General features: G+C 58.5%; 24 protein-coding genes, 2 tRNA genes and 1 rRNA gene. 12 read left to right on the top strand and 15 right to left on the bottom strand.

Annotated elements, in window-relative coordinates:
• Nucleotides 1-128 precede the first annotated feature (128 nt).
• The 3 genes from AO353_RS19460 to AO353_RS19450 all read right to left on the bottom strand — a co-directional run bounded on the left by AO353_RS19460 (nucleotide 129) and on the right by AO353_RS19450 (nucleotide 1,934).
• Nucleotides 129-204: transfer RNA gene (locus tag AO353_RS19460), tRNA-Ala, on the bottom strand.
• Between the two features lie 34 nt (nucleotides 205-238).
• Nucleotides 239-315: transfer RNA gene (locus tag AO353_RS19455), tRNA-Ile, on the bottom strand.
• Nucleotides 316-397: 82 nt separating this feature from the next.
• Nucleotides 398-1,934 (bottom strand): 16S ribosomal RNA (locus AO353_RS19450).
• A gap of 702 nt (nucleotides 1,935-2,636) precedes the next feature.
• On the opposite strand from AO353_RS19450, the gene rhtA reads away from it, so the two are divergent.
• Together rhtA and AO353_RS19440 are read left to right on the top strand one after the other, a co-directional pair.
• Entirely contained in the window at nucleotides 2,637-3,524 is an 888-nt protein-coding gene (gene rhtA / locus AO353_RS19445; protein ID WP_054596417.1) for a threonine/homoserine exporter RhtA, read from the top strand.
• Between the two features lie 167 nt (nucleotides 3,525-3,691).
• Entirely contained in the window at nucleotides 3,692-3,973 is a 282-nt protein-coding gene (locus AO353_RS19440; RefSeq protein ID WP_019692857.1) for a hypothetical protein, read from the top strand.
• Nucleotides 3,974-3,985: 12 nt separating this feature from the next.
• Here the strand turns inward: AO353_RS19440 and AO353_RS19435 are convergent, their stop codons facing one another.
• Entirely contained in the window at nucleotides 3,986-4,555 is a 570-nt protein-coding gene (locus AO353_RS19435) for a TetR/AcrR family transcriptional regulator (RefSeq protein ID WP_054596416.1), read from the bottom strand.
• 91 nt (nucleotides 4,556-4,646) lie between these two features.
• Here AO353_RS19435 and AO353_RS19430 point away from each other — a divergent pair, with 91 nt between their 5' ends.
• Both AO353_RS19430 and AO353_RS19425 read left to right on the top strand, forming a co-directional pair.
• The gene (locus tag AO353_RS19430; protein WP_054596415.1) at nucleotides 4,647-5,387 is read left to right on the top strand and encodes an SDR family oxidoreductase; all 741 of its coding nucleotides are present in this window, start codon (nucleotides 4,647-4,649) and stop codon (nucleotides 5,385-5,387) included.
• A gap of 36 nt (nucleotides 5,388-5,423) precedes the next feature.
• Complete coding sequence (locus AO353_RS19425; protein ID WP_054596414.1) at nucleotides 5,424-6,014, top strand: 2-hydroxychromene-2-carboxylate isomerase; 591 nt, start codon at nucleotides 5,424-5,426, stop codon at nucleotides 6,012-6,014.
• On the opposite strand, the gene AO353_RS19420 is transcribed toward AO353_RS19425, so the two are convergent.
• The gene (locus AO353_RS19420) at nucleotides 6,011-7,009 is read right to left on the bottom strand and encodes a zinc-dependent alcohol dehydrogenase family protein (protein WP_054596413.1); all 999 of its coding nucleotides are present in this window, start codon (nucleotides 7,007-7,009) and stop codon (nucleotides 6,011-6,013) included. The genes AO353_RS19425 and AO353_RS19420 overlap by 4 nt on opposite strands.
• 114 nt (nucleotides 7,010-7,123) lie before the next feature.
• Between AO353_RS19420 and AO353_RS19415 the strand changes: the two genes are divergently transcribed.
• Complete coding sequence (locus AO353_RS19415; RefSeq protein ID WP_054596412.1) at nucleotides 7,124-8,038, top strand: LysR family transcriptional regulator; 915 nt, start codon at nucleotides 7,124-7,126, stop codon at nucleotides 8,036-8,038.
• Nucleotides 8,039-8,053: 15 nt separating this feature from the next.
• On the opposite strand, the gene AO353_RS19410 is transcribed toward AO353_RS19415, so the two are convergent.
• The 4 genes from AO353_RS19410 to AO353_RS19395 all read right to left on the bottom strand — a co-directional run bounded on the left by AO353_RS19410 (nucleotide 8,054) and on the right by AO353_RS19395 (nucleotide 12,267).
• Entirely contained in the window at nucleotides 8,054-9,862 is a 1,809-nt protein-coding gene (locus tag AO353_RS19410) for an aminopeptidase P family protein (RefSeq protein ID WP_054596411.1), read from the bottom strand.
• A 58-nt stretch (nucleotides 9,863-9,920) separates the two neighbouring features.
• Nucleotides 9,921-11,090: an aminotransferase class V-fold PLP-dependent enzyme gene (locus tag AO353_RS19405; RefSeq protein ID WP_054596410.1), complete on the bottom strand. Its 1,170-nt coding sequence runs from the start codon at nucleotides 11,088-11,090 to the stop codon at nucleotides 9,921-9,923.
• A gap of 195 nt (nucleotides 11,091-11,285) precedes the next feature.
• Nucleotides 11,286-11,900: a LysE family translocator gene (locus AO353_RS19400; protein ID WP_054596409.1), complete on the bottom strand. Its 615-nt coding sequence runs from the start codon at nucleotides 11,898-11,900 to the stop codon at nucleotides 11,286-11,288.
• 97 nt (nucleotides 11,901-11,997) lie between these two features.
• Entirely contained in the window at nucleotides 11,998-12,267 is a 270-nt protein-coding gene (locus AO353_RS19395) for a hypothetical protein (protein ID WP_054596408.1), read from the bottom strand.
• Between the two features lie 286 nt (nucleotides 12,268-12,553).
• On the opposite strand from AO353_RS19395, the gene AO353_RS19390 reads away from it, so the two are divergent.
• Together AO353_RS19390 and AO353_RS19385 are read left to right on the top strand one after the other, a co-directional pair.
• Entirely contained in the window at nucleotides 12,554-13,012 is a 459-nt protein-coding gene (locus AO353_RS19390; RefSeq protein WP_054596407.1) for a VOC family protein, read from the top strand.
• A 163-nt stretch (nucleotides 13,013-13,175) separates the two neighbouring features.
• On the top strand, nucleotides 13,176-14,003 hold the full coding sequence (locus tag AO353_RS19385) for a class I SAM-dependent methyltransferase (RefSeq protein ID WP_054596406.1): 828 nt from the start codon (nucleotides 13,176-13,178) through the stop codon (nucleotides 14,001-14,003).
• 102 nt (nucleotides 14,004-14,105) lie between these two features.
• Here AO353_RS19385 and AO353_RS19380 read toward each other — a convergent pair whose 3' ends face one another.
• From AO353_RS19380 to AO353_RS19370, 3 genes are all read right to left on the bottom strand, one after another.
• Nucleotides 14,106-14,591, bottom strand: a complete 486-nt coding sequence (locus AO353_RS19380) for a GNAT family N-acetyltransferase (RefSeq protein WP_054596405.1) — start codon at nucleotides 14,589-14,591, stop codon at nucleotides 14,106-14,108.
• Between the two features lie 268 nt (nucleotides 14,592-14,859).
• Nucleotides 14,860-16,185: an ATP-binding protein gene (locus tag AO353_RS19375; RefSeq protein ID WP_173860018.1), complete on the bottom strand. Its 1,326-nt coding sequence runs from the start codon at nucleotides 16,183-16,185 to the stop codon at nucleotides 14,860-14,862.
• Nucleotides 16,182-16,862 carry a response regulator gene (locus AO353_RS19370; protein ID WP_054596403.1) on the bottom strand — a complete coding sequence of 227 codons (681 nt, stop codon included), beginning with the start codon at nucleotides 16,860-16,862 and terminating at the stop codon, nucleotides 16,182-16,184. Before AO353_RS19370 ends, AO353_RS19375 begins: the two co-directional genes overlap by 4 nt.
• 153 nt (nucleotides 16,863-17,015) lie before the next feature.
• On the opposite strand from AO353_RS19370, the gene dsbD reads away from it, so the two are divergent.
• Genes dsbD through dsbG form a run of 3 tightly spaced genes read left to right on the top strand, consistent with a single transcriptional unit; the run spans nucleotide 17,016 to nucleotide 20,361 of the window.
• Complete coding sequence (gene dsbD / locus AO353_RS19365; protein ID WP_054596402.1) at nucleotides 17,016-18,752, top strand: protein-disulfide reductase DsbD; 1,737 nt, start codon at nucleotides 17,016-17,018, stop codon at nucleotides 18,750-18,752.
• Nucleotides 18,752-19,618: a TlpA disulfide reductase family protein gene (locus tag AO353_RS19360; RefSeq protein ID WP_054596401.1), complete on the top strand. Its 867-nt coding sequence runs from the start codon at nucleotides 18,752-18,754 to the stop codon at nucleotides 19,616-19,618. Before dsbD ends, AO353_RS19360 begins: the two co-directional genes overlap by 1 nt.
• Nucleotides 19,594-20,361 (top strand): thiol:disulfide interchange protein DsbG, encoded by a 768-nt coding sequence (gene dsbG, locus AO353_RS19355; RefSeq protein ID WP_054596400.1) that lies wholly within the window; start codon nucleotides 19,594-19,596, stop codon nucleotides 20,359-20,361. Before AO353_RS19360 ends, dsbG begins: the two co-directional genes overlap by 25 nt.
• A 75-nt stretch (nucleotides 20,362-20,436) precedes the next feature.
• On the opposite strand, the gene AO353_RS19350 is transcribed toward dsbG, so the two are convergent.
• A complete protein-coding gene (locus tag AO353_RS19350) occupies nucleotides 20,437-21,249 on the bottom strand; it encodes an alpha/beta fold hydrolase (protein ID WP_054596399.1) in 813 nt (270 codons plus the stop codon).
• A 287-nt stretch (nucleotides 21,250-21,536) separates the two neighbouring features.
• Between AO353_RS19350 and AO353_RS19345 the strand changes: the two genes are divergently transcribed.
• Nucleotides 21,537-22,085, top strand: coding sequence for an RNA polymerase factor sigma-70 (locus AO353_RS19345; RefSeq protein ID WP_054596398.1), 549 nt, complete (start codon nucleotides 21,537-21,539; stop codon nucleotides 22,083-22,085).
• A gap of 110 nt (nucleotides 22,086-22,195) precedes the next feature.
• Here the strand turns inward: AO353_RS19345 and AO353_RS19340 are convergent, their stop codons facing one another.
• Both AO353_RS19340 and AO353_RS19335 read right to left on the bottom strand, forming a co-directional pair.
• The gene (locus tag AO353_RS19340; RefSeq protein ID WP_173860017.1) at nucleotides 22,196-22,990 is read right to left on the bottom strand and encodes a substrate-binding periplasmic protein; all 795 of its coding nucleotides are present in this window, start codon (nucleotides 22,988-22,990) and stop codon (nucleotides 22,196-22,198) included.
• 105 nt (nucleotides 22,991-23,095) lie between these two features.
• Complete coding sequence (locus tag AO353_RS19335; protein WP_054596396.1) at nucleotides 23,096-23,719, bottom strand: TetR/AcrR family transcriptional regulator; 624 nt, start codon at nucleotides 23,717-23,719, stop codon at nucleotides 23,096-23,098.
• Nucleotides 23,720-23,899: 180 nt separating this feature from the next.
• Between AO353_RS19335 and AO353_RS19330 the strand changes: the two genes are divergently transcribed.
• Entirely contained in the window at nucleotides 23,900-25,690 is a 1,791-nt protein-coding gene (locus AO353_RS19330; protein ID WP_054596395.1) for an acyclic terpene utilization AtuA family protein, read from the top strand.
• The last annotated feature ends 2 nt before the right edge of the window (nucleotides 25,691-25,692 follow it).

Below are 25,692 nucleotides of genomic sequence, written 5' to 3'. Positions count from 1 at the left end.
GTTCAGTCTATCTTTCTATCACATACCCAAATTTTTAAAGAACGATCTAATCAAAGACTAGAAATCAACATTCACCATCTTAACAATGGAATGCTCATTTCTAAGCTTTCATGCAACAGAAGCAGTAGTGGTGGAGCCAAACGGGATCGAACCGTTGACCTCCTGCGTGCAAGGCAGGCGCTCTCCCAGCTGAGCTATGGCCCCGTATTTCTACAGGCGTTTCCCACACAAGCAAAATTGGTGGGTCTGGGCAGATTCGAACTGCCGACCTCACCCTTATCAGGGGTGCGCTCTAACCAACTGAGCTACAGACCCAATTTCGGGCTGCTTCTTATCGTCTTCTTCAATGAATCAAGCAATTCGTGTGGGAGCTTATGCAGCAGCTGATGTCGTCGATTAAGGAGGTGATCCAGCCGCAGGTTCCCCTACGGCTACCTTGTTACGACTTCACCCCAGTCATGAATCACACCGTGGTAACCGTCCTCCCGAAGGTTAGACTAGCTACTTCTGGTGCAACCCACTCCCATGGTGTGACGGGCGGTGTGTACAAGGCCCGGGAACGTATTCACCGCGACATTCTGATTCGCGATTACTAGCGATTCCGACTTCACGCAGTCGAGTTGCAGACTGCGATCCGGACTACGATCGGTTTTATGGGATTAGCTCCACCTCGCGGCTTGGCAACCCTCTGTACCGACCATTGTAGCACGTGTGTAGCCCAGGCCGTAAGGGCCATGATGACTTGACGTCATCCCCACCTTCCTCCGGTTTGTCACCGGCAGTCTCCTTAGAGTGCCCACCATAACGTGCTGGTAACTAAGGACAAGGGTTGCGCTCGTTACGGGACTTAACCCAACATCTCACGACACGAGCTGACGACAGCCATGCAGCACCTGTCTCAATGTTCCCGAAGGCACCAATCCATCTCTGGAAAGTTCATTGGATGTCAAGGCCTGGTAAGGTTCTTCGCGTTGCTTCGAATTAAACCACATGCTCCACCGCTTGTGCGGGCCCCCGTCAATTCATTTGAGTTTTAACCTTGCGGCCGTACTCCCCAGGCGGTCAACTTAATGCGTTAGCTGCGCCACTAAGAGCTCAAGGCTCCCAACGGCTAGTTGACATCGTTTACGGCGTGGACTACCAGGGTATCTAATCCTGTTTGCTCCCCACGCTTTCGCACCTCAGTGTCAGTATCAGTCCAGGTGGTCGCCTTCGCCACTGGTGTTCCTTCCTATATCTACGCATTTCACCGCTACACAGGAAATTCCACCACCCTCTACCATACTCTAGCTCGACAGTTTTGAATGCAGTTCCCAGGTTGAGCCCGGGGATTTCACATCCAACTTAACGAACCACCTACGCGCGCTTTACGCCCAGTAATTCCGATTAACGCTTGCACCCTCTGTATTACCGCGGCTGCTGGCACAGAGTTAGCCGGTGCTTATTCTGTCGGTAACGTCAAAACCATCACGTATTAGGTAATGGCCCTTCCTCCCAACTTAAAGTGCTTTACAATCCGAAGACCTTCTTCACACACGCGGCATGGCTGGATCAGGCTTTCGCCCATTGTCCAATATTCCCCACTGCTGCCTCCCGTAGGAGTCTGGACCGTGTCTCAGTTCCAGTGTGACTGATCATCCTCTCAGACCAGTTACGGATCGTCGCCTTGGTGAGCCATTACCCCACCAACTAGCTAATCCGACCTAGGCTCATCTGATAGCGCAAGGCCCGAAGGTCCCCTGCTTTCTCCCGTAGGACGTATGCGGTATTAGCGTTCGTTTCCGAACGTTATCCCCCACTACCAGGCAGATTCCTAGGCATTACTCACCCGTCCGCCGCTCTCAAGAGAAGCAAGCTTCTCTCTACCGCTCGACTTGCATGTGTTAGGCCTGCCGCCAGCGTTCAATCTGAGCCATGATCAAACTCTTCAGTTCAAACATCTTTGGGTTTTTAAGAAACCCTAAACTTGGCTCAGCAATCGTTGGTTACATCTTTGATTTCTCGCGGAGTAACTTGTGATGCTGATAATCTTGCTGACTATCAGTCTGACTGCACAAGCACCCACACGAATTGCTTGATTCAGTTGTTAAAGAGCGGTTGGTTAAGATCTTTCGTCTCAACCGAGGCGCGCATTCTACAGCAGCCTCTGTTGCTGTCAAGCGGTTATTTTCAGAAGTTTTCAAAGTTTCCTTTGCAACTTCAACCACTTGCGCTTCCGATCTCTCGTTAGCGGGAGGCGAATTCTACAGCGTTACTCGCTGCTGTCAACACCTCTTTTTCTCCGCTTTCGACCGAGATGATCGAACCGTTAAAAGAGCCAAACAACACCGCTCTTTCAACTCCTTCAGGCTTCGATGAACTGAAGCGTAACCGCTGTCGAAAACTGCGTAACTCTTTGTTTACCAAGGAGTTTTCCGTTTCGACTGCGCCGGAAGTGGGGCGAATTATAGACGTCCAGAATCTGCCGTCAACACCTAATTTGGTTTTTCTATCAGAAATCGAAAAACGGCACTCGTTACGGCCTATATATAGAGGCGCCAACAAAGAGTGCGCAGTATATTGCTCAACACCTAGTAGCTAAGCATGATATGCCAGCCGTACACTCTCTCGCCTCTCACTTCGGACGACGACACGCAATGAATGACCAGCCCCGCAGCCTTGCATCGACTCTGTTCCCGGTTGGCCTGCTATTAATAGCCATGGCGTCGATCCAGTCTGGAGCCTCCCTGGCAAAAAGCATGTTCCCAATAGTCGGGGCGCAAGGGACGACCACCCTGCGACTGATTTTCGCCAGCGTGATCATGTTGCTGCTACTGCGCCCCTGGAATGCGAGGCTTACCGCCAAGTCCTTACGCACCGTCATCGTCTACGGCATGGCGCTGGGTGGCATGAACTTCCTCTTCTATATGTCCCTCAGGACTGTCCCACTCGGAATTGCCGTTGCCCTGGAGTTCACGGGCCCACTGGCAGTGGCAATTTATGCCTCACGCAAGGCGATCGACTTTCTGTGGATCGGTCTGGCCATCGTCGGTTTGCTGCTACTTATACCTACAGACGCAACAAACACGAGCATCGATCTCATAGGCGCCGGTTATGCTCTCGGCGCCGGGGTATGTTGGGCGCTGTACATTCTGTTCGGTCAGAAAGCCGGGGCAGATAACGGCGTCCAGACCGCCGCGTTGGGCGTCATGATTGCAGCACTCTTCGTTGCGCCGATAGGCATCGTCCATGCCGGAGCCGCGTTGCTCACACCGTCACTGATTCCCATCGCTATTGGCGTAGCCGTTCTGTCCACTGCCCTTCCATATACCCTTGAGATGATCGCCCTCACCCGAATGCCGGCGCGAACCTTCGGCACACTGATGAGCATCGAGCCCGCATTCGGCGCATTGTCCGGGCTGCTGTTTCTGCACGAATACTTGTCCCTGGCACAGTGGATGGCCATCACTTGCATCATTCTGGCATCCGTAGGTGCGACCATGACCATGCGCAGTGAGTCCAAGCCTTTGGTAGCAGTAGATTGATACGCGCTTTTACGAAGGTCTGGTATTTACCGCTCAATTGAGCCATGTTTAGCCATAACTCAATGTCAGACATGGACTTTTTCGGATAGGGATATCACTAACGATAAAAACGAAAGCGCATGCTGGCAGACTCGGGCACCAGACCCGAGACCGTAATAGGGATTGGAATGAAACGATTTTTGGTATTGCTTGTTGTACTGGCCATTGCAGGTTGCGCTGCGACCTCCAGGACTGAGGTCAAACGCGGAAAAAAAGGCCTGCACATTAACTGCTCAGGACTCTCTTCTTCCTGGGACAAGTGCTACACCAGTGCGGCCAACTCATGCGGGCCGAATGGCTACAAGGTGATCGCCAAATCCGGAGACGCCGTGGAAGACCCGGGTGACTATCCGTTTGGACTCAACCCTGCCGGCTATACCAGCCGCAGCATGATCGTCATCTGCAAGTAACCAGGTGCGCTCCTATTCAGCGCGTTGACCGGCTATCTGGCGTCCGATTTCTTCGTAGCTGGAATGCAGTACGGTGCGCTGGACCTCCGGATTCACCAGCATTCGCGCAACCACCAGCGCGCCAACGCACTGCGACAGAATGGCCCAGGCCAGGCTGTCACTCTCCAGGATCTGCGCCCAACTTTCCTGCAGCCGACAGATCCACTGCTCGGCTTGCTGGCGTACCGCGATGTCCGAGCGAGCGATCTCGGCGCCCAATGTCGGCAGTGCGCACCCGGACTCGGGATGCTCGACGTGCGCCATGCTCAGGTAATGCTTGAGACAGCACTCCAGCTTGGTTCGACTCAACTCGCCATTAGCACTCAATCGCTCAAGACTCTGACACAGCTCACGCTCGACGATCGAGCTGAAGAGTTCGTCTTTCGAGGAAAAGTGGCTGTAAAACGCACCACCACTGAGCCCGATGGCCTTCATCAAGCCATCGACCCCCACCGTGCAAAAACCTTCTTTCTTGGCTGACACCGAGCTGCTTTCAAGCAGCTTCTGCCTGGTTTCCAACTTGTGACTGGCTGAGTAACGCATCGCTTCTCCCGAGAATCCATCGCCTTGACGTCTTCAAGATCGTAGCATAACGTTCGTTTGGCTAACGACCGTTTACCAAAGAGAGATGACTATGACCACAGCTAGCAATAACAAGAAAGTCGTACTGGTTGTCGGTGCTGGCGATGCCACCGGCGGAGCTATTGCCAAGCGTTTCGCACAGGAAGGGTTTGTTGCCTGCGTCACTCGTCGCAGCGCAGACAAGTTGCAGCCATTGGTCGATGCCATTCAGGCCAGTGGCGGTGAAGTCCACGGTTTTGCGTGTGATGCGCGCAAGGAAGAGGATGTCGTCGCGCTGGTTGAACAAATCGAAAGCCAGATCGGCCCGATCGAGGCGTTCGTCTTCAACATCGGCGCCAATGTGCCGTGCAGCATTCTTGAAGAAACCGCCCGCAAGTATTTCAAGATCTGGGAAATGGCCTGTTTCTCTGGATTCTTGAACGGCCGTGAAGTGGCCAAGCGTATGGCCACCCGACAACGCGGCACTATTCTATTCACCGGGGCCACCGCCGGCATGCGCGGTGCTGCTGGCTTCGCGGCGTTCGCCGGCGCCAAGCATGGCATCCGCGCCCTGGCCCAAAGCATGGCGCGGGAACTGGGCCCGATGAACATTCATGTCGCCCATGTCGTGGTCGATGGCGCGATCGATACCGACTTCATTCGTGACAGCTTCCCGGAAAAGTACGCCCTCAAGGATCAGGACGGGATTCTCAACCCCGAACACATCGCCGAGAACTACTGGTACCTGCACAGCCAGCCTCGCGATGCGTGGACCTTCGAACTGGATCTGCGGCCCTGGAGCGAACGCTGGTAAGCCATCCTCTCTAATAACAATCAGAGTGCATCGAACATGAGCAAACGCGTAGAGTTCTTCTTCGACCTCGGCAGCCCTGCCACTTACCTGGCCTATACCCAACTACCGAAAATTTGTGAGCAAACCGGTAGCCAGCTGATCTATCAACCGATGCTGCTAGGTGGCGTATTCAAGGCCACCGGCAATGCCTCGCCGGCAACGATTCCGGCCAAGGGGCATTACATGTTCCTGGACCTGAATCGTTACGCCAAGCGCTACGACGTGCCATTCCAGCTCAATCCATACTTTCCCATCAATACCCTTTTATTGATGCGCGCCGTCACCGGCATCCAGCTACGACACCCCGAACGTTTCCTCGATTTTATCGATTGCCTGTTCCGTGCGTTCTGGGTGGATGGTCGCAACCTCAACGACCCGGCGACCGTCGCCGCTGTGTTGACCGAACATGGCTTCGACCCTGATGAAACGCTGACCTTGACCGCCGATGAGGAAGTCAAAGCCGCACTCAAGGACAAAACCGAGCAGGCGATCCAGCGCGGCGTGTTCGGTGCGCCGAGCATGTTTGTCGACAACGAATTGTTCTTCGGTCAGGATCGCCTGGACTTTGTCCGCGAAGCCTTGGGCTAGATCTCGATAACCAGTCGGCCCTGCGCCTCACCCGAGGCTTGCAGGTCATAGGCTGCCTCGGCGGTTTGCAGCGTGAACCGCCGGGGATCGAGCAAAGGCTTCAACAAGCCTGCTTCAATCAACTTCGCGGCCTCGCCAAGAATCTGCCCGTGCCGCTCGCGACCGTTGCCGGTCAGCAAAGGCAGCAACGTGAAGACTCCAGAGTAACTCGCCGCCCGGAACGACAATGGCGCCAGACTGTGTTGCCCCCAGCCGAGACAGCTCAACACGTGCCCCTGATAAGTGCGCACAGCCTTGAACGACGCATCCAGCGTCTCGCCTCCGACTGTGTCATAAACGATATCGAAACCCTCCCCCGCCGTATGCTGCTGTACATACTGTTCAACCGACTGCTGGCGGTAGTCGATAAAGGTTGCACCGAGGCTTTCGATAATCGCCCGATGCCTCGCCGATCCCGTGGCAAATACCTCGGCACCGAATGCCCGAGCCAACTGCACCGCCACATGCCCGACGCCACCAGCGCCACCGTGAATCAATACCTTGTGATCCGTCTGAACCCGAGCGCGATCCAGCAAGCCTTCCCACGCGGTGATCAACACCAGCGGCAGCGCTGCCGCCTCAGTCATGCTCAGATTGATCGGTTTGCGCGCCAGCAACCGCGCATCAACAGCGGCGAATTGCGCCAGTGAGCCTTGCTGACCGCCAATCCCGGTCGCCATGCCATACACCTGATCGCCGACCTGCCAATCGCTGACCCCGGCACCGAACGCTTCGACAATCCCTGCCAGATCCATACCCAGCACCGCCGGCAATGGCTGACGGGCATGAGCTGCCTCCCCGGCGCGGATTTTCCCATCCAATGGATTCACCCCACTGGCGATGATTCTGACCAACACCTGCCCCGCTTCAGGCACGGGCTTAGGGATGGAGGCCAAACGAAACGGTGCATTGGCCGAGTCGACGATCAGGGCGAGCATTTCAAGTGAGTCAGTCATTTCGCAATCTCATGTCAGTGGAGAGTTGCGTTGATCATCCGCCCGCCCACTCATGCCGATAAGACGCTATATAGCTATAGTGACCATGCCTATTTGGAATCAATGAGAAAGCCCTTGGACAAACTCAATGCAATGGCGGTTTTCGTAAGAGTAGTCGAGCGCGGCAGTTTCTCTGCTGTCGCTCGGGAACTGCAGACCAGCCAACCGACCATCAGCAAAATCCTCCGGGCTCTGGAAACAGAGCTTGGAGGCAAGCTGATTGCCCGTAGTACTCGCCAGCTTTCGCTGACCGACGAAGGCCAGCGTTACTACAACGAATGCCGACAGATTCTTGTGGCGGTCGACTCGGCCGAACACAGCTTTCAGTCCGGACGGGAAGCGGTCGCCGGACCTTTGCGAGTGGGCTCCTCCGTCAGTTTCGGGCGATTGCAGATTGCTGCGCGACTGCCGGATTTCCTTGAGCGCTATCCACACGTTGAAATCGATTTACAGCTCAGCGATCAGAATCAGGACCTGGTCAGCGAAGGCCTGGACGTCACATTACGCATTGGCGAGTTGAGCGACAGCGGTTTGATCGCCCGGCAGATCGGCACCACCCATCGAGTCACCGTCGCCAGTCCCAACTATCTGGCTCGCCATGGCCAACCACACACACCGGAAGAACTGAGCCAGCATAACTGCCTGCTGTTCAACCTGCTCAGCAGCCAGAATCAGTGGATCTACGAAAAAAACGCTCAGCGCTACAACGTGCGGATCAAAGGCAACGCCCAGAGCAACAATTCGGAGGCGATACGCGAGATGGTGTTGGGCGGGCTGGGTATTGCGCTGTCGCCGGTGTGGTTATTCAGCGAGGATTTGAAGGCTGGTCGGGTGATCGCGATCCTGCAGGACTACCGCGCACAATCGTTGCCGATCCATGCGGTGTTCCCGGCCAATCGTCGCCAATCGGCCAGGGTCAAGGCGTTCGTCGACTATATGAGCGAAGCATTCGCCCACGCACCCGAGCTTGCGCCGCCGTCCGAAGACTGACGGCGCACCACCGACTCAGATTGCGGCGGTTCGGGTGTTCAGCCACGCCAGCGCAGCACCGTCAAGCAAAGGGCTCAAACGCTCACGAACTTGCGCGTGGTAAGCGTTAAGCCACTCGCGCTCGTCCTGAGTCAGCAACGAAGGCTCCAGACAACGGGTGTCGATCGGGCACAAGGTCAGGGTTTCGAACTTGAGGAACTCGCCAAACTCGCTGCTGCCTGCCTCGCGGTTCAACACCAGGTTCTCGATCCGCACGCCCCAGCGACCTGGACGATAAGTGCCCGGTTCGATCGAGGTGATCATCCCCGGCTGCATCGCGGTTTGCGGCGCCGGTGCGGCTTGGTAGGCAATCACTTGCGGGCCTTCATGAACGTTCAGGAAGTAGCCGACGCCATGCCCGGTGCCGTGACCATAATCCACGCTCTCCGCCCAGATCGGCGCACGCGCGATGGCGTCGAGCAACGGCGAAAGAATGCCGCGCGGGAACTGTGCACGGGACAAGGCAATCACCCCCTTGAGTACGCGCGTACAGTCGCGTTTCTGCTCGGCGGTCGGCGTGCCCACCGGCACCATCCGCGTAATGTCGGTGGTGCCGCCCAGGTATTGACCGCCGGAGTCGATCAGCAACAGGCCGTCGCCTTCGATCACCGCGTGCTCTTCTTCGGTCGCGTGGTAGTGCGGCATCGCACCGTTGGCGTTGAAGGCGGCAATGGTGTTGAAGCTCAGCGACACATACCCCGGACGACGGGTACGGGCGGCAGTCAGGTGTTCGTCGATGGTCAGTTCGGTGATGCGTTCACGACCGAGGGCGCTGTCGAGCCAGGTGAAAAACTCGCAGAGCGCCGCGCCGTCCTGCTCCATGGCCTGACGGATGTGTTCGGCATCGGCGAGACTTTTCTGCGACTTGGCGAGGGTGGTCGGGTTCAGACCTTCAATCAGCTTCACGCCGCTGCCGAGGTTATTCAGCAAACCGCTAGTCACCCGTGCTGGATCGACTTGCAGGCTTGCACCATTTGGCACGGCAGCCAGCGCCGAGGCCACTTCGCTGTAGTCGCGCAGGGTGACGCCGTCCTGTTCGAGGATCGCGCGCAATGGCGCATCGACCTTGCTCAGCGCGACAAACAAGGTTGCCTGCTGCTGGCCGATCAGGGCGAAGGACACGAATACCGGGTTGAACGACACATCACCGCCGCGCAGGTTGAACAGCCAGGCGATGTCGTCGAGGGTGGCGATAAAGTGCCAATCGGCACCGCGCGCTTTCAGGCTTTCACGCAGCTTGGCGAGTTTCTCGCCACGGCTGACGGTGGCCTGCGGCGGCAAGTGCTGATAGATCGGTTGATTCGGCAGGCTCGGACGGTCGCTCCAGACCTCGTTCAACAGATCGATATCGGTGCGCAGCCGTGCGCCACGCTCCTCAAGCTTGCTGCTCAGTGAGCGTGCCGACGCCACGGCCATCACCGCGCCATCGACCGCAACCACGCCTCCTTCCGGAGTTTGTTCGGCCAGCCAGTCCAGCGGGCCGGGTTGACCAGGCTGCAGTTTTACCAACTCGATACCGCTGCCCTTGAGCTCCTTGGTCGCCTGTTCCCAGTAGCGACTGTCGGCCCAAACGCCCGCGAAGTCCTGGGTAACAATCAACGTGCCGACCGAGCCATGAAAGCCCGACAACCATTGCCGCCCTTGCCAATAACCCGGCAGGTATTCCGACAAATGCGGGTCGGCCGACGGCACCAGCAGGGCGTGGATGCCCTCCCGGCTCATCAGCTCGCGGGTATGCGCCAGGCGCTGGGGAACCGTTCCATGGGTCAAAGGCTGCGTACTCATCATGTCTCCTGCTAACCACTTTAATTTTGTTATAGGGCGCTGACTTTTGGTCTGCGCATCAGGATTGGGCGGTAGCCCAGAACGCCGGTGCACTGGCGGTTGCTGCTTTAATCAATTGTGCGGCCTGATCGATGTCCTGCTCGGTGGTGAAACGCCCAAGACTCAAGCGAATGGTCCGACCCGCTGCCCGCACGTCGTGCCCCAGGGCCAGCAGCACATGGGACGGCGCATTGCTCGCGGAGTTGCAGGCCGACGTCGCCGAAAAGGCGATCGAAGCACTCAAGGCCTGGGAATTGAACTCGCCCTCATTGAAGGTCAGGCTCAGGGTATGGGGAATGCGTTGGGTCGGGCTGCCGTTCAAGCGTAGACCGGCAATACCGCTGAGCTGCCCAAGCAAGCGCTCGCGCAGACGGGCGATAGTCGCCGCCTCTTCAGCAAAGTGTTCAGCCGCCAGCGCAAAGGCTGCGCCCATGGCTGCGATCTGGTGCGTGGCCAGGGTCCCGGAGCGTAAGCCGCCCTCGTGTCCACCGCCATGGATCTGAGCCTGCAAGCGCTGCTGGGCACGCGGGCCGACGTAGAGTGCACCAATCCCCTTGGGACCATAGATCTTGTGGGCGGAAAACGACATCAGGTCCACCGGCCATTGGGCCAGATCAATCGCTACCTTGCCCGCGCCCTGTGCCGCGTCGACGTGAAACAACGCGCCGTGCTCACGCACCCGCTGACCGATGGCCGGGATGTCGTTGACGGTACCGAGTTCGTTATTGACCAGCATCAGCGACACCAGAAAAGTGTCTTCGCGCAGTGCCTCGCTGACCGCTTGCGCAGTGATCAGGCCTTCGGCATCTGGCAGCATATAAGTCACGGCAACCCCGGCATCCTGCAATTGCCTGGCGGTATCGAGGATCGCCTTGTGCTCGATCTGGCTGGTGATGATGTGCCCGCCGGACTGCCCGCGGGCCTGAGCCACGCCTTTGAGGGCGAGGTTGTTGGATTCGGTGGCGCCGGAAGTCCAGACGATCTGCGGCGCTTGCGCGCCCACCAGGTCGGCGACTTGCTGGCGCGCCTGCTCGACCGAACGCCTGGCTTGTTGACCATAGGCGTGGGAACTGGAAGCCGGGTTGCCGAAGTTACCGCTGAACCCCAGGCAGTCGACCATCACCTGAATGACCCGCTCATCCACCGGTGTGGTGGCGGCGTAATCAAAATACAAAGGACGTTTATTCATAAAAAGACTCGCAGAGCTTGTTCCGGGATCAGGTGTATTCGCTGAAAGCGCCGCACTGGAGGTGGTGTGAAAACTGCGGGAAATCAGCAATACCTGATCGGATGCCGTTAAAGAAGTACGACTTCATTTCAAAGTGCGTAGGAACGCTCCTGAAGTCGAGCTTAACAGGCATCGGACACCGGGTTGAAGCGCAAGTCAGCTAAAGCTCTCGTGCAGCATCGGATACAGCGAAGCGACCAGCAGCAGGGCCATGCCCCAGTTAAACACCCGCAACCAGCGCCGATCACGCAGGACATTGCGCAACAGGCTGCCGCAAGCCGCCCAGACACTGACGCTCGGCAGGTTGATGATAGCGAATACCGCCGCGATGACGATCACATTGGTGAAATAGCCCTGCAGCGGTGTATAGGTGCTGATTGCACCAATTGCCATGATCCAGGCCTTGGGGTTGACCCACTGAAACGCCGCCGCGCCCCAGTAGCTGATGGGCTTGGCGTGACCTTGTTCGGCTTCGGGGACAGGACCCGAATGGGCGATTTTCCACGCCAGGTACAGCAAATAGGCCGCGCCGACATAGCGCAGCACGCTGTACAGCACAGGATAGGTTTGAAACACCGCGCCCAGGCCAAAACCGACGGCGAGCACAAGGACGAAGAAGCCGCAGCTGATGCCGAGCATATGAGGGATGGAGCGGTTGAAGCCGAAATTGACGCCCGAGGCCAGCAACATCGTGTTGTTGGGGCCGGGGGTGATCGACGTCACCAGGGCGAACAAGGCAAAACCCAGCAGTAAATCCAGCGAGAGTGTCATGGGGCGAGTCCGTCAGGGTCAGTCAAGTGTTGACCCTATCGCAGCCCCCGTGTGAAACCCACGGACAGTTACGTGAAACTTCGAGCGGTACAGTCGCTTAGCTGGCGTGACCGTGAACAGCCACAACGCGCTCGGCGTTCATCTCACCATGCTGGTCGTAACCGAACGTCTTCTGCGGCTGGCCGAGCAGTTCGGCTTTTTTGGCCTGGTATTCATCAAACGACAAACCGCGACGATTCAGGGCTTCCATCGCCAGTTCCTGGGTTTCTTCGGCGGTATACGGGCGCAATTCGGGAGCAGGATGACTGGCGCAACCGGCGAGCACCGAGGCAACCAACAACAATGAGGTAACGAGCAAATGGTTCATGGAGAGGCTTCCTGCGGGCGGTCTTGAGCAATGAACACAGGCTACTCCCGCCCCTTGAGCGACAAAAATCATCGCTCTCGATAGTCGCTATCGACCGTTTCGAGACTTGCTGCCGTTTTGTATGGGCCTTCGAAACGAAATGCCGGTTCATCGTTGATGGCGCAACAGTGGCGATGCTGCAACCCGTCGGCCACTCGGTCGCCTTATTGGCGCTGACCTATAGTGAATCGACCGGAAATCGGCGAAGGATTTGCAACATCCACCCACAAGAATATGGAGAACGGTCATGAGCGTTAAACCCATTCCCGAGGGTTATCACAGCGTCACGCCCTACCTGGGAATCCAGAAAGCCGCCGAGGCGATCGACTTTTACAAAAAAGCCTTTGGCGCTACGGAAGTCATGCGTCTGGCGATGCCCGACGGCAGCGTCGGCCATGCTGAACTGCGAATTGGCGACTGCGCCATCATGCTCGGTACACCGTGCGATCAAGGTCCGCTGAGCAACCCCGACAAATCACCGTCCGTGGGCTTGCATCTGTATGTCGAGGATGTGGACAAAAGCTACGCCCAGGCAATCAAGGCGGGTGGCACGGTGGTTTCGGAAGTGAAAGATCAATTCTACGGCGACCGCTCGGGCACCTTGAAGGACCCCTTCGGCCATGTGTGGTTCCTGTCGTCGCGCAAGGAAAACCTGACTCAGGCACAAATCGAAGCGCGGGCGAAGGAGATGTTCAAACAGCAGTAACCCCCCTCCCCCCGCAGGACACGGCGTCGCCCGCCCATAAGCTTCCTCTGTGAAGCCACGGGCGATGCCGTCCGCGCTTACAAAAACCCTCAAGAAAACCTGAAGACCCGAGTGCTAGTCTGCCCAACGCACCCTAGGGATAGACAAGGAACAGGTCTTCAGCATGAGTGACTACATCAAACTGAACAAAGCCAACTGGGACGAACGCGCCCCGTTGCATGCCGCCTCAACCGAATATGGGACTCAGACTTTCATCGACGACGCCTATCACCTCTCCGACGTCGTGCGCTTCGACGTACCGTTATTGGGGGATATCTCGGGCTTTCGCGGCGTGCATCTGCAATGCCACATCGGCACCGACACGCTCTCGCTGGCCCGCCTCGGGGCGCAAATGAGCGGGCTCGACTTCTCACCGGCCGCCATCGTCCAGGCACGCGCGTTGGCCGAGCGCAGCGGCGCGCTAATCGAGTATGTCGAATCCGAGGTTTACCACGCGACTTCAGTGTTGCCACCCGCCTCGTTCGATCTGGTCTACACCGGCATCGGCGCCTTGTGCTGGCTGCCGAGTATCGACACGTGGGCGCGCACGGTCAGCGACCTGCTCAAGCCAGGTGGACGCTTGTTCATCCGCGAGGGCCACCCGATGTTGTGGTCGATCAACGAAGGTCGCGAAGACGCCTTGTCCGTCGAGTTCCCGTATTTCGAGCGCGAAGAGCCTTTGGTCTGGGATGACGAATGCACCTATGTCGAGACCGATGTGCGGCTCAAGGCCTCCGTCACGCATGCATGGAACCACGGTCTGGGAGAAATCATCACCGCACTGCTGACCCACGGGCTGGACATCACCGGTCTGGTGGAGCATCAAAGTATTCCCTGGAACGCCTTGCCCGGTCAGATGGTCTGCGATGACCACGGCGAATACCGTTTGAAAGAAGCCCCATGGCGCCTGCCGCTGAGTTACACATTGCAGGCGGTGAAACGCCGGGGCTGAGCACGGTGGCAGGTGCGCATTCCGGCCAGGGCGCGTACGTACTGGTTTACCTGCTCTGGAAACGCATCAGCGCTCCAAGGAGTTACACCCTCGGAAGGCTTGCTATGGGAGTGCTGTCAGCAACTTGTTCATGGGGACGGCCGTAAGCCCGGCAACACTGAATGCTTCTGCGCAGCGTCGGTACCCAAGGTGCTGAAAAAACTCTTCGCTGGTGCCGGTGCTGTTGAGTCGTGCCTGACTGAAACCATGCTCGATCAACCAGATTTCGAGACCCTGGATCAACGCCTGCCCGGCACCCCGGCGAAACCATTCCGGCAGGACGTAACAAAACCCGACCTTGCCGCTGACAGCGGCCATGGCCACCCCAATCGGTTTGTCGTCCAACAGCGCAAGATTCAGGTACAGGCGTGGGTCGGTCAGCCAGGGTTGTACATGTTCAACGGTTTTGTTGTGGGTCCAGGCCGCGACGACTTTCGGGTCATTGCGGTGATCCCCAGCGCACCCGACCTTGATCGAGCGCTCGACGATCCGGCTGATAATCCCCGCGTCCGCGGGCCCGGCCTTGCAAATGTGTAGGGGGGAATCCATAGCGCTATCACCTCATTCCATTGAGTCAAAGCTGCGAGGGACGATAGCGCCGCGAGGGTCAGGTGACTAATGGAGAGAAGTTACATTTGATGTGGTAACCCAATTTGTAGCAGCTGGCGAAGCCTGCGTTCGGCTGCGCAGCAGTCGTAAGTCCGAACACCGCGGTTAACCTGAAAGACTGCAGTGTCTGATTTTACGGTCGCTGCGCAACCGAACGCAGGCTTCGCCAGCTGCTACGAATACCAGATGTATGAGCGCGCGAGGGCCCTCAGGCTGACTGCAACGGCATCGTCAGATCAACCCGCAAGCCATCGGCACGGCTGTCGAAATGCAACACGCAGCCACAGCGCTGGACGATCGCCTGGACAATCGCCAGCCCAAGCCCACAGCCGGTGCTTGCGCCGTTGCGCCAGAAACGCTGGGTCAGGTGTTGCAGGTCATCGGCGGCGATGCCGGGGCCATGGTCGCGCACCTGAAAACGCACGCGGTTACCCATGGTTTCAAGGCTCAGTTCCACCGCCGCATCCGCCGGGGTGTGGCGTAAGGCGTTGTCCAACAGATTGCGCAAGGCGGCAATCGACAGCACGGCTGGCATCTGCACCGGTGCCTGTGAGTACTTCGCTGGCAAGTGCAGTTTGATCCGCTGACGATCACCGCTAGCCGCGTCTTGAATCGCCAAACGGGCCACCTCTTCGGCGCTGCACTGCACGCCATCGTCGAACGACAGACTGCCTTCGACCCGCGCCAGCAACAGCAATTGCTCAAGCGTGCGGTGCAAGCGATCGGCGCCTTCCTCGGCGCGGGCCAGGGACTGATCGCGGGCGGCGCCTTCGGTCATGCGCGCCACTTGCAGGTGCGTCTTGATCGCCGTCAACGGGCTGCGTAGCTCATGAGCGGCATCGCCAGTCAGCCGTCGCTCGCGCTCGATGGCCTTGCCGATTCGCTGGAACAGCTGATTCTGGGTTTCCAGCAACGGCTGCAATTCGCTCGGCAGCGGATGGATTTGCAACGGCTCAAGGGAGTCGGCGCTGCGACGCATCAAGGCATCGCGCATGCGATTAAGCGGCGCCAGGCCTTGGCCGATCCCCAGCCAGAGCAGCCACAGGCAACCGAGCAACGCGACGCCCACCGGCACCGACGCGGCCAGCAGTACCGACATGTTCAGTGCCTCGCGCTCGACTTGCCGGTCGGCCGTGGTGATGCGCAAATCACCACGAGCCAAGGTGAAACTGCGCCAGCGCGCACCGTCGATCATCTGGTCATGGAAGCCCATCTGTTCAGCTTCCAGGGTTTGTTCGGGAGTGCTGTGACTGCGGGCCAGAATCTCGCCGCGCAAGGAGCTGACCTGACAGGCCATGCCCCCCGGAATATTCAACTGCTCAGCACTGAAATGCGTGCCATCGCCCTTGCTCGGCAGCGCCGGCAATTGCTCCAGCAACCCGGCGACCATACGCGCCGAGGCCACCAGCCGCTGGTCGAGGGAAAACATCATCTGATTGCGCAAGTCGCTGAGCATCCAGGCCGCAGCCAGGGCCCAGATCAGCGCGAAGGCCGCGCCGAGGGTCAGACTCAGGCGCAAACGCAAACTCATCACTTCGATTGCTCTCCGCCATCCGCCGGCCCAAGGCGATAACCCAGCCCGCGCACGGTTTCAACGATGCCGTTGCCGAGTTTACGTCGCAGGTGATGGATATGTACGTTGAGGGCGTTGCTTTCCAGTTCATCGTTGAACCCGTAAACGCTGTCCTTGAGTTGCTCGGTCGACAGCACCCGGCCACGGTTGTGCAGCAAGGCTTGCAACAACGATTGCTCGCGGCGCGACAAGTCTACCGGTTGACCGGCCAGCAGCGTTTCGCGGCTGCTCGGATCGTAAGTCAGGGCGCCATGCTCGATCAGATTGACGCTGCGCCCCGCCACACGCCGCAGCAAGGTGTGCAGACGCGCAGCCAATTCACGCAGGTCAAAGGGCTTGAGCAGATAGTCATCGGCGCCCGCTTGCAGGCCATCGACGCGGTCGGTCACCGAATCGCGCGCGGTCAGAATCAGCACCGGAATCTCCAGGCCGTGATGACGCAACTGCTGCAGCAGCTTCAGACCGTCTTCGTCCGGCAGCCCCAGGTCGAGCACCATCACGTCGAACTTGGCAACCTTGAGCATCGCCCGGGCAGCCGAAGCCGTGGCGACATGCTCCACGGTCAGGCCCTGGGCCGTGAGGCCGGCAACGATGCCGCTGGCGATCAGCTCATCATCTTCACAGACAAGTACGTGCATGGTGAGACCTGTAGAAAAGCATTGATTAAGAGGGCAGCGGATTAAGCGGACATTATGCCCGAGGTGTCATTGCCACAAGGATAACGCGGTTAATCATCGGTTAATCGCCACCCATCATCGTGCACCCTACTTGCACCGCGATAAGGCTTTCCCATGCGTCGTCTGTTTCTACTGTTTTTTCTTTTCATCGCAGGGCTGGCCCAGGCAGCGTCGAACCCGTTCGACACCAAAGCTGATTTCCTGCCGGTCGGCAAAGCCTTTGTTTTTACCTCCGAACGCCTTGAATCCGGCGAAACCCAACTCTTCTGGCAAATTGCCGACGGCTACTACCTGTATCAGCAACGGATGAAGTTCGACGGTTTACCCGAGGCGGATAAACCGCCGCTGCCGTTGGGTGAAGCCCACAGTGACGAGTTTTTTGGTGATCAGCAGGTGTATCGCCAGGGCCTGGAGTTGAAAGTCCCGGCCGGCGCCAGTGGCCAGATCAAAGTGGGGTTTCAGGGCTGTGCCGATGCCGGCTTGTGTTATCCGCCACAAACTCAGGTGATCGACCTCGGAGGCAGCACGGCGGCGGTCAATGCCGCGCAAGCACCGGATGAAGCCTTGGCCAGCGGTCTGCAACAGCGGGCGCTGGGCTGGAGTCTGCTGGTGTTCTTTGGTCTGGGACTGTTGCTGGCTTTCGCGCCTTGCTCGTTGCCGATGCTGCCGATTCTCGCCGGTTTGATCGTCGGTAGCGGCGCCAGCCCCAAGCGTGGTTTCGCTTTGGCCGGCAGTTATGTGGTCAGCATGGCGCTGGTGTACGCGGTGCTGGGCGTAGTAGCCGCGTTGCTCGGTGCGAACTTGCAGGCCTTGTTGCAGAACGTCTGGTTGCTCGGCAGTTTCGCCGTGGTGTTTGTGTTGTTGTCGTTGCCGATGTTCGGCTTCTTCGAACTGCAACTGCCAGTCGCTCTGCGTGACCGTCTGGAAAACGCCAGTCGCAAGCAAGGCGGCGGCAGCCTTATCGGTGCCGGGGTGCTCGGCGCCTTGTCCGGATTGCTGGTCGGCCCGTGCATGACCGCGCCGCTGGCTGGAGCCTTGCTGTACATCGCCCAGAGCGGTAACGCGCTGCACGGAGGGCTGATCCTGTTCGCCATGGGCATCGGCATCGGCTTGCCGCTGCTGTTGCTGGTGACCGTCGGCAACCGCTTCCTGCCCAAACCCGGCACCTGGATGAACCTGCTCAAAGGCATCTTCGGTTTCCTGTTCCTCGGTACCGCGCTGGTGATGGTGCGGCCAGTGCTTGATGAGTCGCTATGGATTGGTCTATGGGGTGCGCTGCTGTTGATCATCGCCTACAGCGCCTGGCGCCAGACCGGTGGATTCGGCCGCGCCGCCCATGTGTTCGGTGGCATGGCGCTGCTTTCCGGATTGTGGGGCAGCCTGCTGTTGATCGGTGCTGCGGGTGGCAGCGATGACCTGTTCAATCCATTGCAGGTTTACAGTGCACAGGCATCGACCCGCGTCGCCGGCCCCACGGCTGACGACGCCTTCATCACCGTCAAGGATCCCGCTGCGCTGCAACACGAACTCGACACTGCCCGCGCCCAGGGCCAGTGGGTGCTGCTGGACTACTACGCTGACTGGTGTGTGTCGTGCAAGATCATGGAGAAACAGGTGTTCGGCAAACCCCAGGTAATGGATGCGCTGAAAGATGTCCGCTTGCTGCGCCTGGACGTGACCGCCGACAATGCTGCCAGCCGTGAACTGCTCGGCCGTTACAAAGTGCCGGGGCCGCCAAGCCTGTTGTGGATCGGCACCGACGGCATCGAGCGCCGTAGCCAGCGCATCACCGGAGAGGTGGATGCCGCCGGTTTCCTCCAACGCTGGAACATGACTCGGGACGCTCGTTAATGCTGACCTTTACCCTCGGCACCTTTGCCATTGCGCTCAACCACCTGCTGCTGATCAGTGCCCTGGCACTGGCCACCCTGGTCGGCTGGCGGGTGGCCAAGCGCGGTGGCGAGAACCCCGAGTCGGTGCTGTTCAGCCTGTTCCTGCTGGGCCTGCTCGCGGCCAGAGTGGGATTCGTGCTCACCTACTGGGCCCACTACCGTGATGACCCGTGGCAGATCATCGACCTGCGCGATGGCGGTTTCCTCGCCTGGCCCGGGGTGATTGCCCTGCTGCTGGCAACACTGTTGCGGGGCTGGCGCCGACCGGCGCTGCGCAAACCGTTGGGCGCGGGCGTTGGCAGCGGCCTGTTGTTCTGGTTGCTGGCAAGTTTGTCCCTGAACCTCTACGAACAAGGCACGCGCCTGCCGGACATCGTCTTGCGCAACGCCGCCGGCGAAACCGTGCAACTGGCCGATTATCAGGGCGGCCCCTTGGTGATCAACCTGTGGGCCACCTGGTGCCCGCCCTGCCGGCGTGAAATGCCGGTGCTGGAGAACGCCCAGCAACATCGGCCCGACCTGACCTTTCTGTTCGTCAATCAGGCCGAAAGCATGCAAAGCGTCAGCACCTTCCTTGCAACCCAAGGCCTGAGCCTTTCCAATGTGCTGTTCGATGGCGGCGGCCGACTGAGTCAGGCCGTTGGCTCCATGGCGCTACCGACTACGCTGTTCTACAGCGCCGAAGGCCGAATGCTCGGTAGCCACCTGGGTGAATTATCGGAAGCCAGCCTGGCCCGTGCCCTGGAAAACTTCGACTCCCCAACTTCTGCCATACAGGCCACACCTTCAAGGAAACTGCCATGCCCCGCCTCCGCCACCTGCTGACGCTGTCCCTGGGCGCAGCGCTGCTGCAAATCCCGATGCTGCAGGCCGAAGAGCTGCCTGCGGCGATCCGCAAGATCGAAGAAAAAGGTGCGAAAATCATCGGCAGTTTCGATGCGCCTGATGGCTTGCGTGGTTATGCCGCGCAGTACCAGAACCGCGGCATGGCCTTGTACCTGACGCCCGACGGCAAGCACGTGCTGCTCGGCAACCTGTACGACGCCGATGGCAAGGACCTGAGTGCCGAGCCGCTGCAAAAACTGGTCTACGCGCCAATGGCCAAGGAAGTCTGGGCGAAGATGGAAGCCAGCAACTGGATCGCCGACGGCAGCAAGGATGCACCGCGCACCGTCTACCTGTTCAGCGACCCGAACTGCCCTTACTGCAATATGTTCTGGGAGCAGGCCCGGCCGTGGGTGAAGGCCGGCAAAGTGCAGCTGCGGCACATCATGGTCGGGATCATCCGAGAGGACAGCCCCGGGAAATCCGCAGCCCTGTTGGCCAGCAAAGACCCGGGCAAGGCGCTGGAGGAACACGAGAAGGCGGGCAAGCAAAGCTCGTTGAAAGCGCTGACAAGCATTCCCGCCGCGATCCAGGCCAAACTCGACACCAATATGAAGTTGATGGAAGAGCTGGAATTGTCCGCCACTCCGGCCATCTTCTACATGGACGACAAGGGTGAGTTGCAACAGCAGCAAGGCGCGCCGTCGCCGGAAAAACTAGTGAAGATTCTCGGACCGAAGTAGTTTTTTACCGTCAGGTTTCTACTGGATGCAACGACGTCATCGCGAGCCTGCTCGCGATGGCGTCCTAATGATCGACTAAGTTCTCTCCGCCAGAAACTTCAGCAGCGCCTTGGTGACGAACTCAGGATTCTCCAGGTTCGAAATGTGCCCTGCCTCCGGCACCAACAGATACGGGCAACCGATCAACTCGGCCATTTCCCTGGTTTCCAACGGTGGTCGCGGTTTGTCCTGATCACCGCACATCAGCAGCGTGGTTTCAGGATTCAGCTCGCCCAGACGCGGCAGCAGATCATCACGACCAAACGTAATGCGCCCCATCGGCACAATGCTTTCACGCAAACGCTCAGGCGGCAGCGCGGCCAGCCTGGCGCGGAAATCCTGATAAAGCGCCGACTGAGGGTCGATGCCTGGACGGAAGAAAATCGGCACCACGATATCGAGTAACTGCGGCGAGATCACACCGCTGTCTTCGATCTGCTTGAACAGCGAGAAATAGTACTGGCGAGTCAGCTCGGGCTCGACACCGACATAGGTGTCCATCAACACCAGGCCGTTGAGGCGCTGTGGGGCCGACAGCGCCAGACGCACGCCCCACATGCCGCCGACCGAAAGCCCGACCAGGGTGACGCGGTCAATATCCAGATGATCAAGCAGCGCCAGTACCTGCCGCGCCTGATCATCCAGCGAAGTCATGCCCTCAGGTAACGGCCCGGACTCCCCGTGCCCCCACAGGTCCACGGCAATCACCCGATGGTGTTGCGACAACGCCACAATCTGCGGCGCCCACATGGCCTGGTCCCACAAGTAACTACCCGCCAACAGCACCACCGGACCAGTGCCTTGGTCAACGTAGTGAAGCAATTGTCCATCAATCGTAGCGAAGGGCATCAACTGTCTCCTTTCTGAATCGGGTCAACCAAAAACTCCGGCAGCCTGTCCCGGCGACGGGGGACAGTCAATCCGAACTTCAATAGAGGTCGTAACACGTCTGCGCTGGTCAGTAGCAAGCGCGGTTCAAGGACTGTCTGCGTGAGGTGTTGGACAAAGGGGCCTCAACATAACAATCGCTATCAATTGACAATTATTATCATTAACACTAGCTTGTCACTCGATGCGTAGGACGGCTCCGCCCCCCCTTGGTCGTCCTATTTACTTTTTGCAGCAAGGTGATTTCCATGACGGAACCAGTAACCACAAGCAGGTGCGACTCACCCTTACTCCAGGCGTTCGTTAATAATCGACTGATTCTGGTCAAAATCGCAGCCCGCATTACCGGCTGCCGATCCCGCGCTGAAGATGTCGTTCAGGATGCGTTTTTCAGGCTGCAATCAGCACCGCAAATCACCTCCTCGTTCAAGGCTCAGCTCAGCTACCTGTTTCAGATCGTGCGCAACCTGGCGATTGACCACTACCGCAGACAGGCGCTGGAACAAAAGTATTCGGGCACCGAAGAAGAAGGCTTGAACGTGGTCATTCACGATGCCTCGCCAGAAACCTCGCACATCAACTTCTCGATTCTGGAAAACATTGCCGATGCCCTCGGCCAATTACCGAGTCGCACCCGCTACGCCTTCGAGATGTATCGCCTGCACGGCGTGCCGCAAAAGGATATCGCCAAGGAACTCGGCGTGTCGCCGACCCTGGTGAATTTCATGATTCGTGATGCCCTGGTGCATTGCCGCAAGGTTTCGGGCAAGCGCAGCGATACGTTCGCCCGCCGCTAAAAGATCGCAGCCTGTGTGTTGTGGTTCAGTTTTTTTTGGACCGTTCTGGAGATACCGCCTTGAGCCTTACCGAGCAAGCGCAAGTTTCAGGTCAAAGGGTTGGCCTGACTTCAGCTTTTAGGCACCGGCACGATGGCAATCTTGTACGGATCGAAAATCTTCAGCATCTGCCCGTTATCCCGCAACCCCTGCAGCAACTTGCCGAAGGTTTCCGCGCTGATCGGCGCTTGCGGACGTAACAGCGCGTAATGGTGATAAACCTGATCGATGCGCTGGGATACCAACAACTGCGGCCTGACCTTTTCATTACGCAGCAGGTAATCGTAGAGGTACGAACGTGTGACCAGTGCAATGTCGGCGCGATTGCGCAGAACCATTAAAATATTGCTGTCGTGAGAAGTCGTGAGCGTCGCGTTGTAACTGTCCTTGAGAAATTGCGGATCGTTATTGAAATTGGCGAATTCATAGTGATAACCGCTGTACAGCGCCAGACGCTTGCCTTTCAAATCGGTGAAGTAACCCTGCTGACGATCCGGCTTGCTCTGTGCGACAAAGATTTCAGCATCTTCCAGCCCCATGTCGACGGTGCTGTGCGGGATATCCTTCCAACCCCACTCCGGATTTTCGAAGATTGCCATGTCAGTCCGGCCATCCTGGAAATCACCGAATCGACGCTGCAAGGAAGTCGGCACGAGTTTGAACTCATAGTCGGTTTGCGAGTGGTTCAGCGCCTCGACCAACTGCGGTAGCAACCCGGTATCGTCGCCATTCTCCGGTCGAACGGTGTACGGCGGAAAGTGCGCAGCGCCCACCTGCACTACTTGTGCGGCCGAAACCGGGAGTACGGATAGCGCACCCAGCGCCATCAGCGAAATCCGTAAAGCCTTCCGAACTGGCGAAGACATCAAAACGAGCCCACCTCTAAAAATATATCGACTACAACCAAGCTAGGCGGTTTTATCCGCTTCGACAACTTGGTGATGGCTATTTAATAAGTTTTTGCGAAACGGTCACTTTTCTTCCAACACCAGAATCAAGGCTTCGTCGGCCAATTGATCGAGGCTCATGCTGCCATCCGGCCGAAACCAGGTGGTTGTCCAGGACAGCGCGCCGGTTAGAAAACGTCGGGTAATAAATACGTCGCCGCGAATGAAACCGGCGTCTTTCGCCTCACCCAGTACCTGCAACCAGATCTGCTCATAGATATCGCGCAGCGCTAGCACCTGGGCCTGACCTTCTTGCGAAAGCGAACGCCATTCGTAGACCAGCACCGCCATTGCTTCGCCGCTGCCGCCCATGATCGACTGCAACTCACAGCGGATCAGTGCCAGCACCCGCTCGCGCACATTGGTCGCTTGCGCCAGGGAGGCGCGCATCAATGCGGTGTTGTAGCGAATGGTTTCTTCCATCACCGCCCGCAGGATTTCATCCTTGCTTTTGAAGTGATGAAAAATGCTTCCCGACTGAATCCCGACCGCACTGGCCAGGTCACGCACCGTAGTGCGCTCGTAGCCCTTGTTGCGAAACAGGTGAGCAGCCATTTGCAGCAGTTTGCCGCGAGCGCTGTCGGGATCGGTCAGTTGCCCGTTGTCGACCAACTCGCGCATTACCAGCAGGGCTTTTTGCTCGTCCACCCGTTCTCTCCTACAGTCGCTCAATCAATTGTGCGATCACACCACGAATGCAATGGGTTTGCGCGGGCAATTTAAGCTGACCGGGACGACCAAGCAAGCGCTTGGGCAGAAGATGTAACCAGCATTTACAAACCAAGCGCTTGCTTGGTAGTCTCGAGCCACTTCTGTCGGAGGCTTGCAATGAACAAAACCGTTCGTATCGGCTGCGCCAGTGCCTTCTGGGGCGATACCTCGACCGCCGCCGCGCAATTGGTTGACGGTGCCCAGCTGGACTATCTGGTGTTCGACTATCTGGCAGAAATCACTATGTCGCTGCTGGCCGGCGCGCGAATGAAAGATCCCCAGGCCGGTTACGCGACCGACTTCGTCGAAGTCCTCAGCCCGCTCCTCAAGCAACTTTGCGAACAGAACATCCGCGTGATCAGCAACGCCGGCGGGGTCAACCCACTGGCCTGCGCAGCAGCGCTGCAAGCGGCGTGCGATAAAGCCGGTGCGCCACTGAAGATCGCCGTGTTGCTCGGTGATGACCTGCAACCGCAGTTCAAGCAATTGGCTACCAGCGGCGTAAAGGAAATGTTCAGCGGCGCCCCACTGCCGCCAATGTGCGTGTCGACCAACGCCTACCTCGGCGCCCCCGGCATCGTCGAGGCGCTACGCCTGGGTGCGGACATCGTTATCACCGGCCGGGTGGTCGACAGCGCCGTGGTCAGCGCGGCATTGGTGCATGAGTTCGGCTGGTCATGGCAGGACTACGACAAACTGGCCCAGGCCGCGCTGGCCGGGCATCTCATCGAATGCGGCGCACAGTGCACCGGTGGCAATTTCACCGATTGGCGAAAGGTGCCCGACTACGAACACATCGGTTTCCCCATCGTCGAAGTCAGCGCCGACGGCCAGTTCATCGTCAGTAAACCCGAAGGTACCGGCGGTTTGGTCACACCGCTGAGCGTCGGCGAGCAACTGCTGTACGAAATCGGCAATCCTCGCGCCTATCTGCTGCCCGATGTGGTCTGCGATTTCAGCCTGGTCAAACTCCAGCAACACGCCAACAACGCCGTGCATGTACACGGCGCCAAAGGCTTGCCACCACCCCGTCAATATAAGGTCTGCGCGACCTGGCCTGACGGCTTTCGCTGCACCGCCAGTTGCCTGATCGCCGGGATCGACGCGGTGGCCAAGGCACGTCGGGTGAGCCAGGCGATCATTGCCAAGACCTCGGAAATGTTCAGCCAACGCGGCTGGGCGCCCTACAGCGAAGTGAACATTGAGCTGCTCGGCAGCGAAGCGACTTATGGTCCGCATGGTCAGCGCCAGGACAGCCGCGAAGTAGTGATCAAACTGGCGGTGCGGCACCCGGACAAACAAGCGCTGATCCTGTTTTCCCGCGAGATCGCTCAAGCCGCCACCGGTATGGCGCCGGGGTTGACCGGAATCGTCGGAGGCCGGCCAACCGTGTACCCATTGATTCGTCTGTTCTCGTTCCTGATCGACAAAAATACCTGCGTGCTGGAAGTCGACCTGCAAGGCCAACGTTATCCCTGCGCCCTGCCTGCCCTCGATCACCTCGACGTTGCCGACCTGCCGCTGCCCTTTGATCCGCCCAAACCCCACGCTCGCGCCGACGCCAGTGTGGCGCTGGTGAAACTCGCGGTGGCGCGCTCCGGCGACAAGGGCAATCACAGCAACATCGGCGTCATGGCCCGCGCCCCCGAATACCTGCCGTGGATCGCCGAAGCACTGACACCTGCGGTGATCGTCGACTGGATGAGTCACGTGCTTGACCCGATCCACGGACGTGTCGAGCGCTGGTATTTGCCCGGTACTCACAGCCTGAACTTTCTCCTGGAAAACGCCCTCGGTGGCGGTGGCGTGGCCAGCCTGCGAATCGACCCGCAAGGCAAGGCGTTCGCCCAGCAGCTATTGGAAATCCAGATCCCGGTGCCGCAAGGCATCGCTGACCAAGTCAAGTAGAG

Source organism: Pseudomonas fluorescens, from assembly GCF_001307155.1.
GTDB lineage: Bacteria > Pseudomonadota > Gammaproteobacteria > Pseudomonadales > Pseudomonadaceae > Aquipseudomonas > Aquipseudomonas helvetica.
This window is presented reverse-complemented; position numbering and strand designations above follow the sequence as displayed.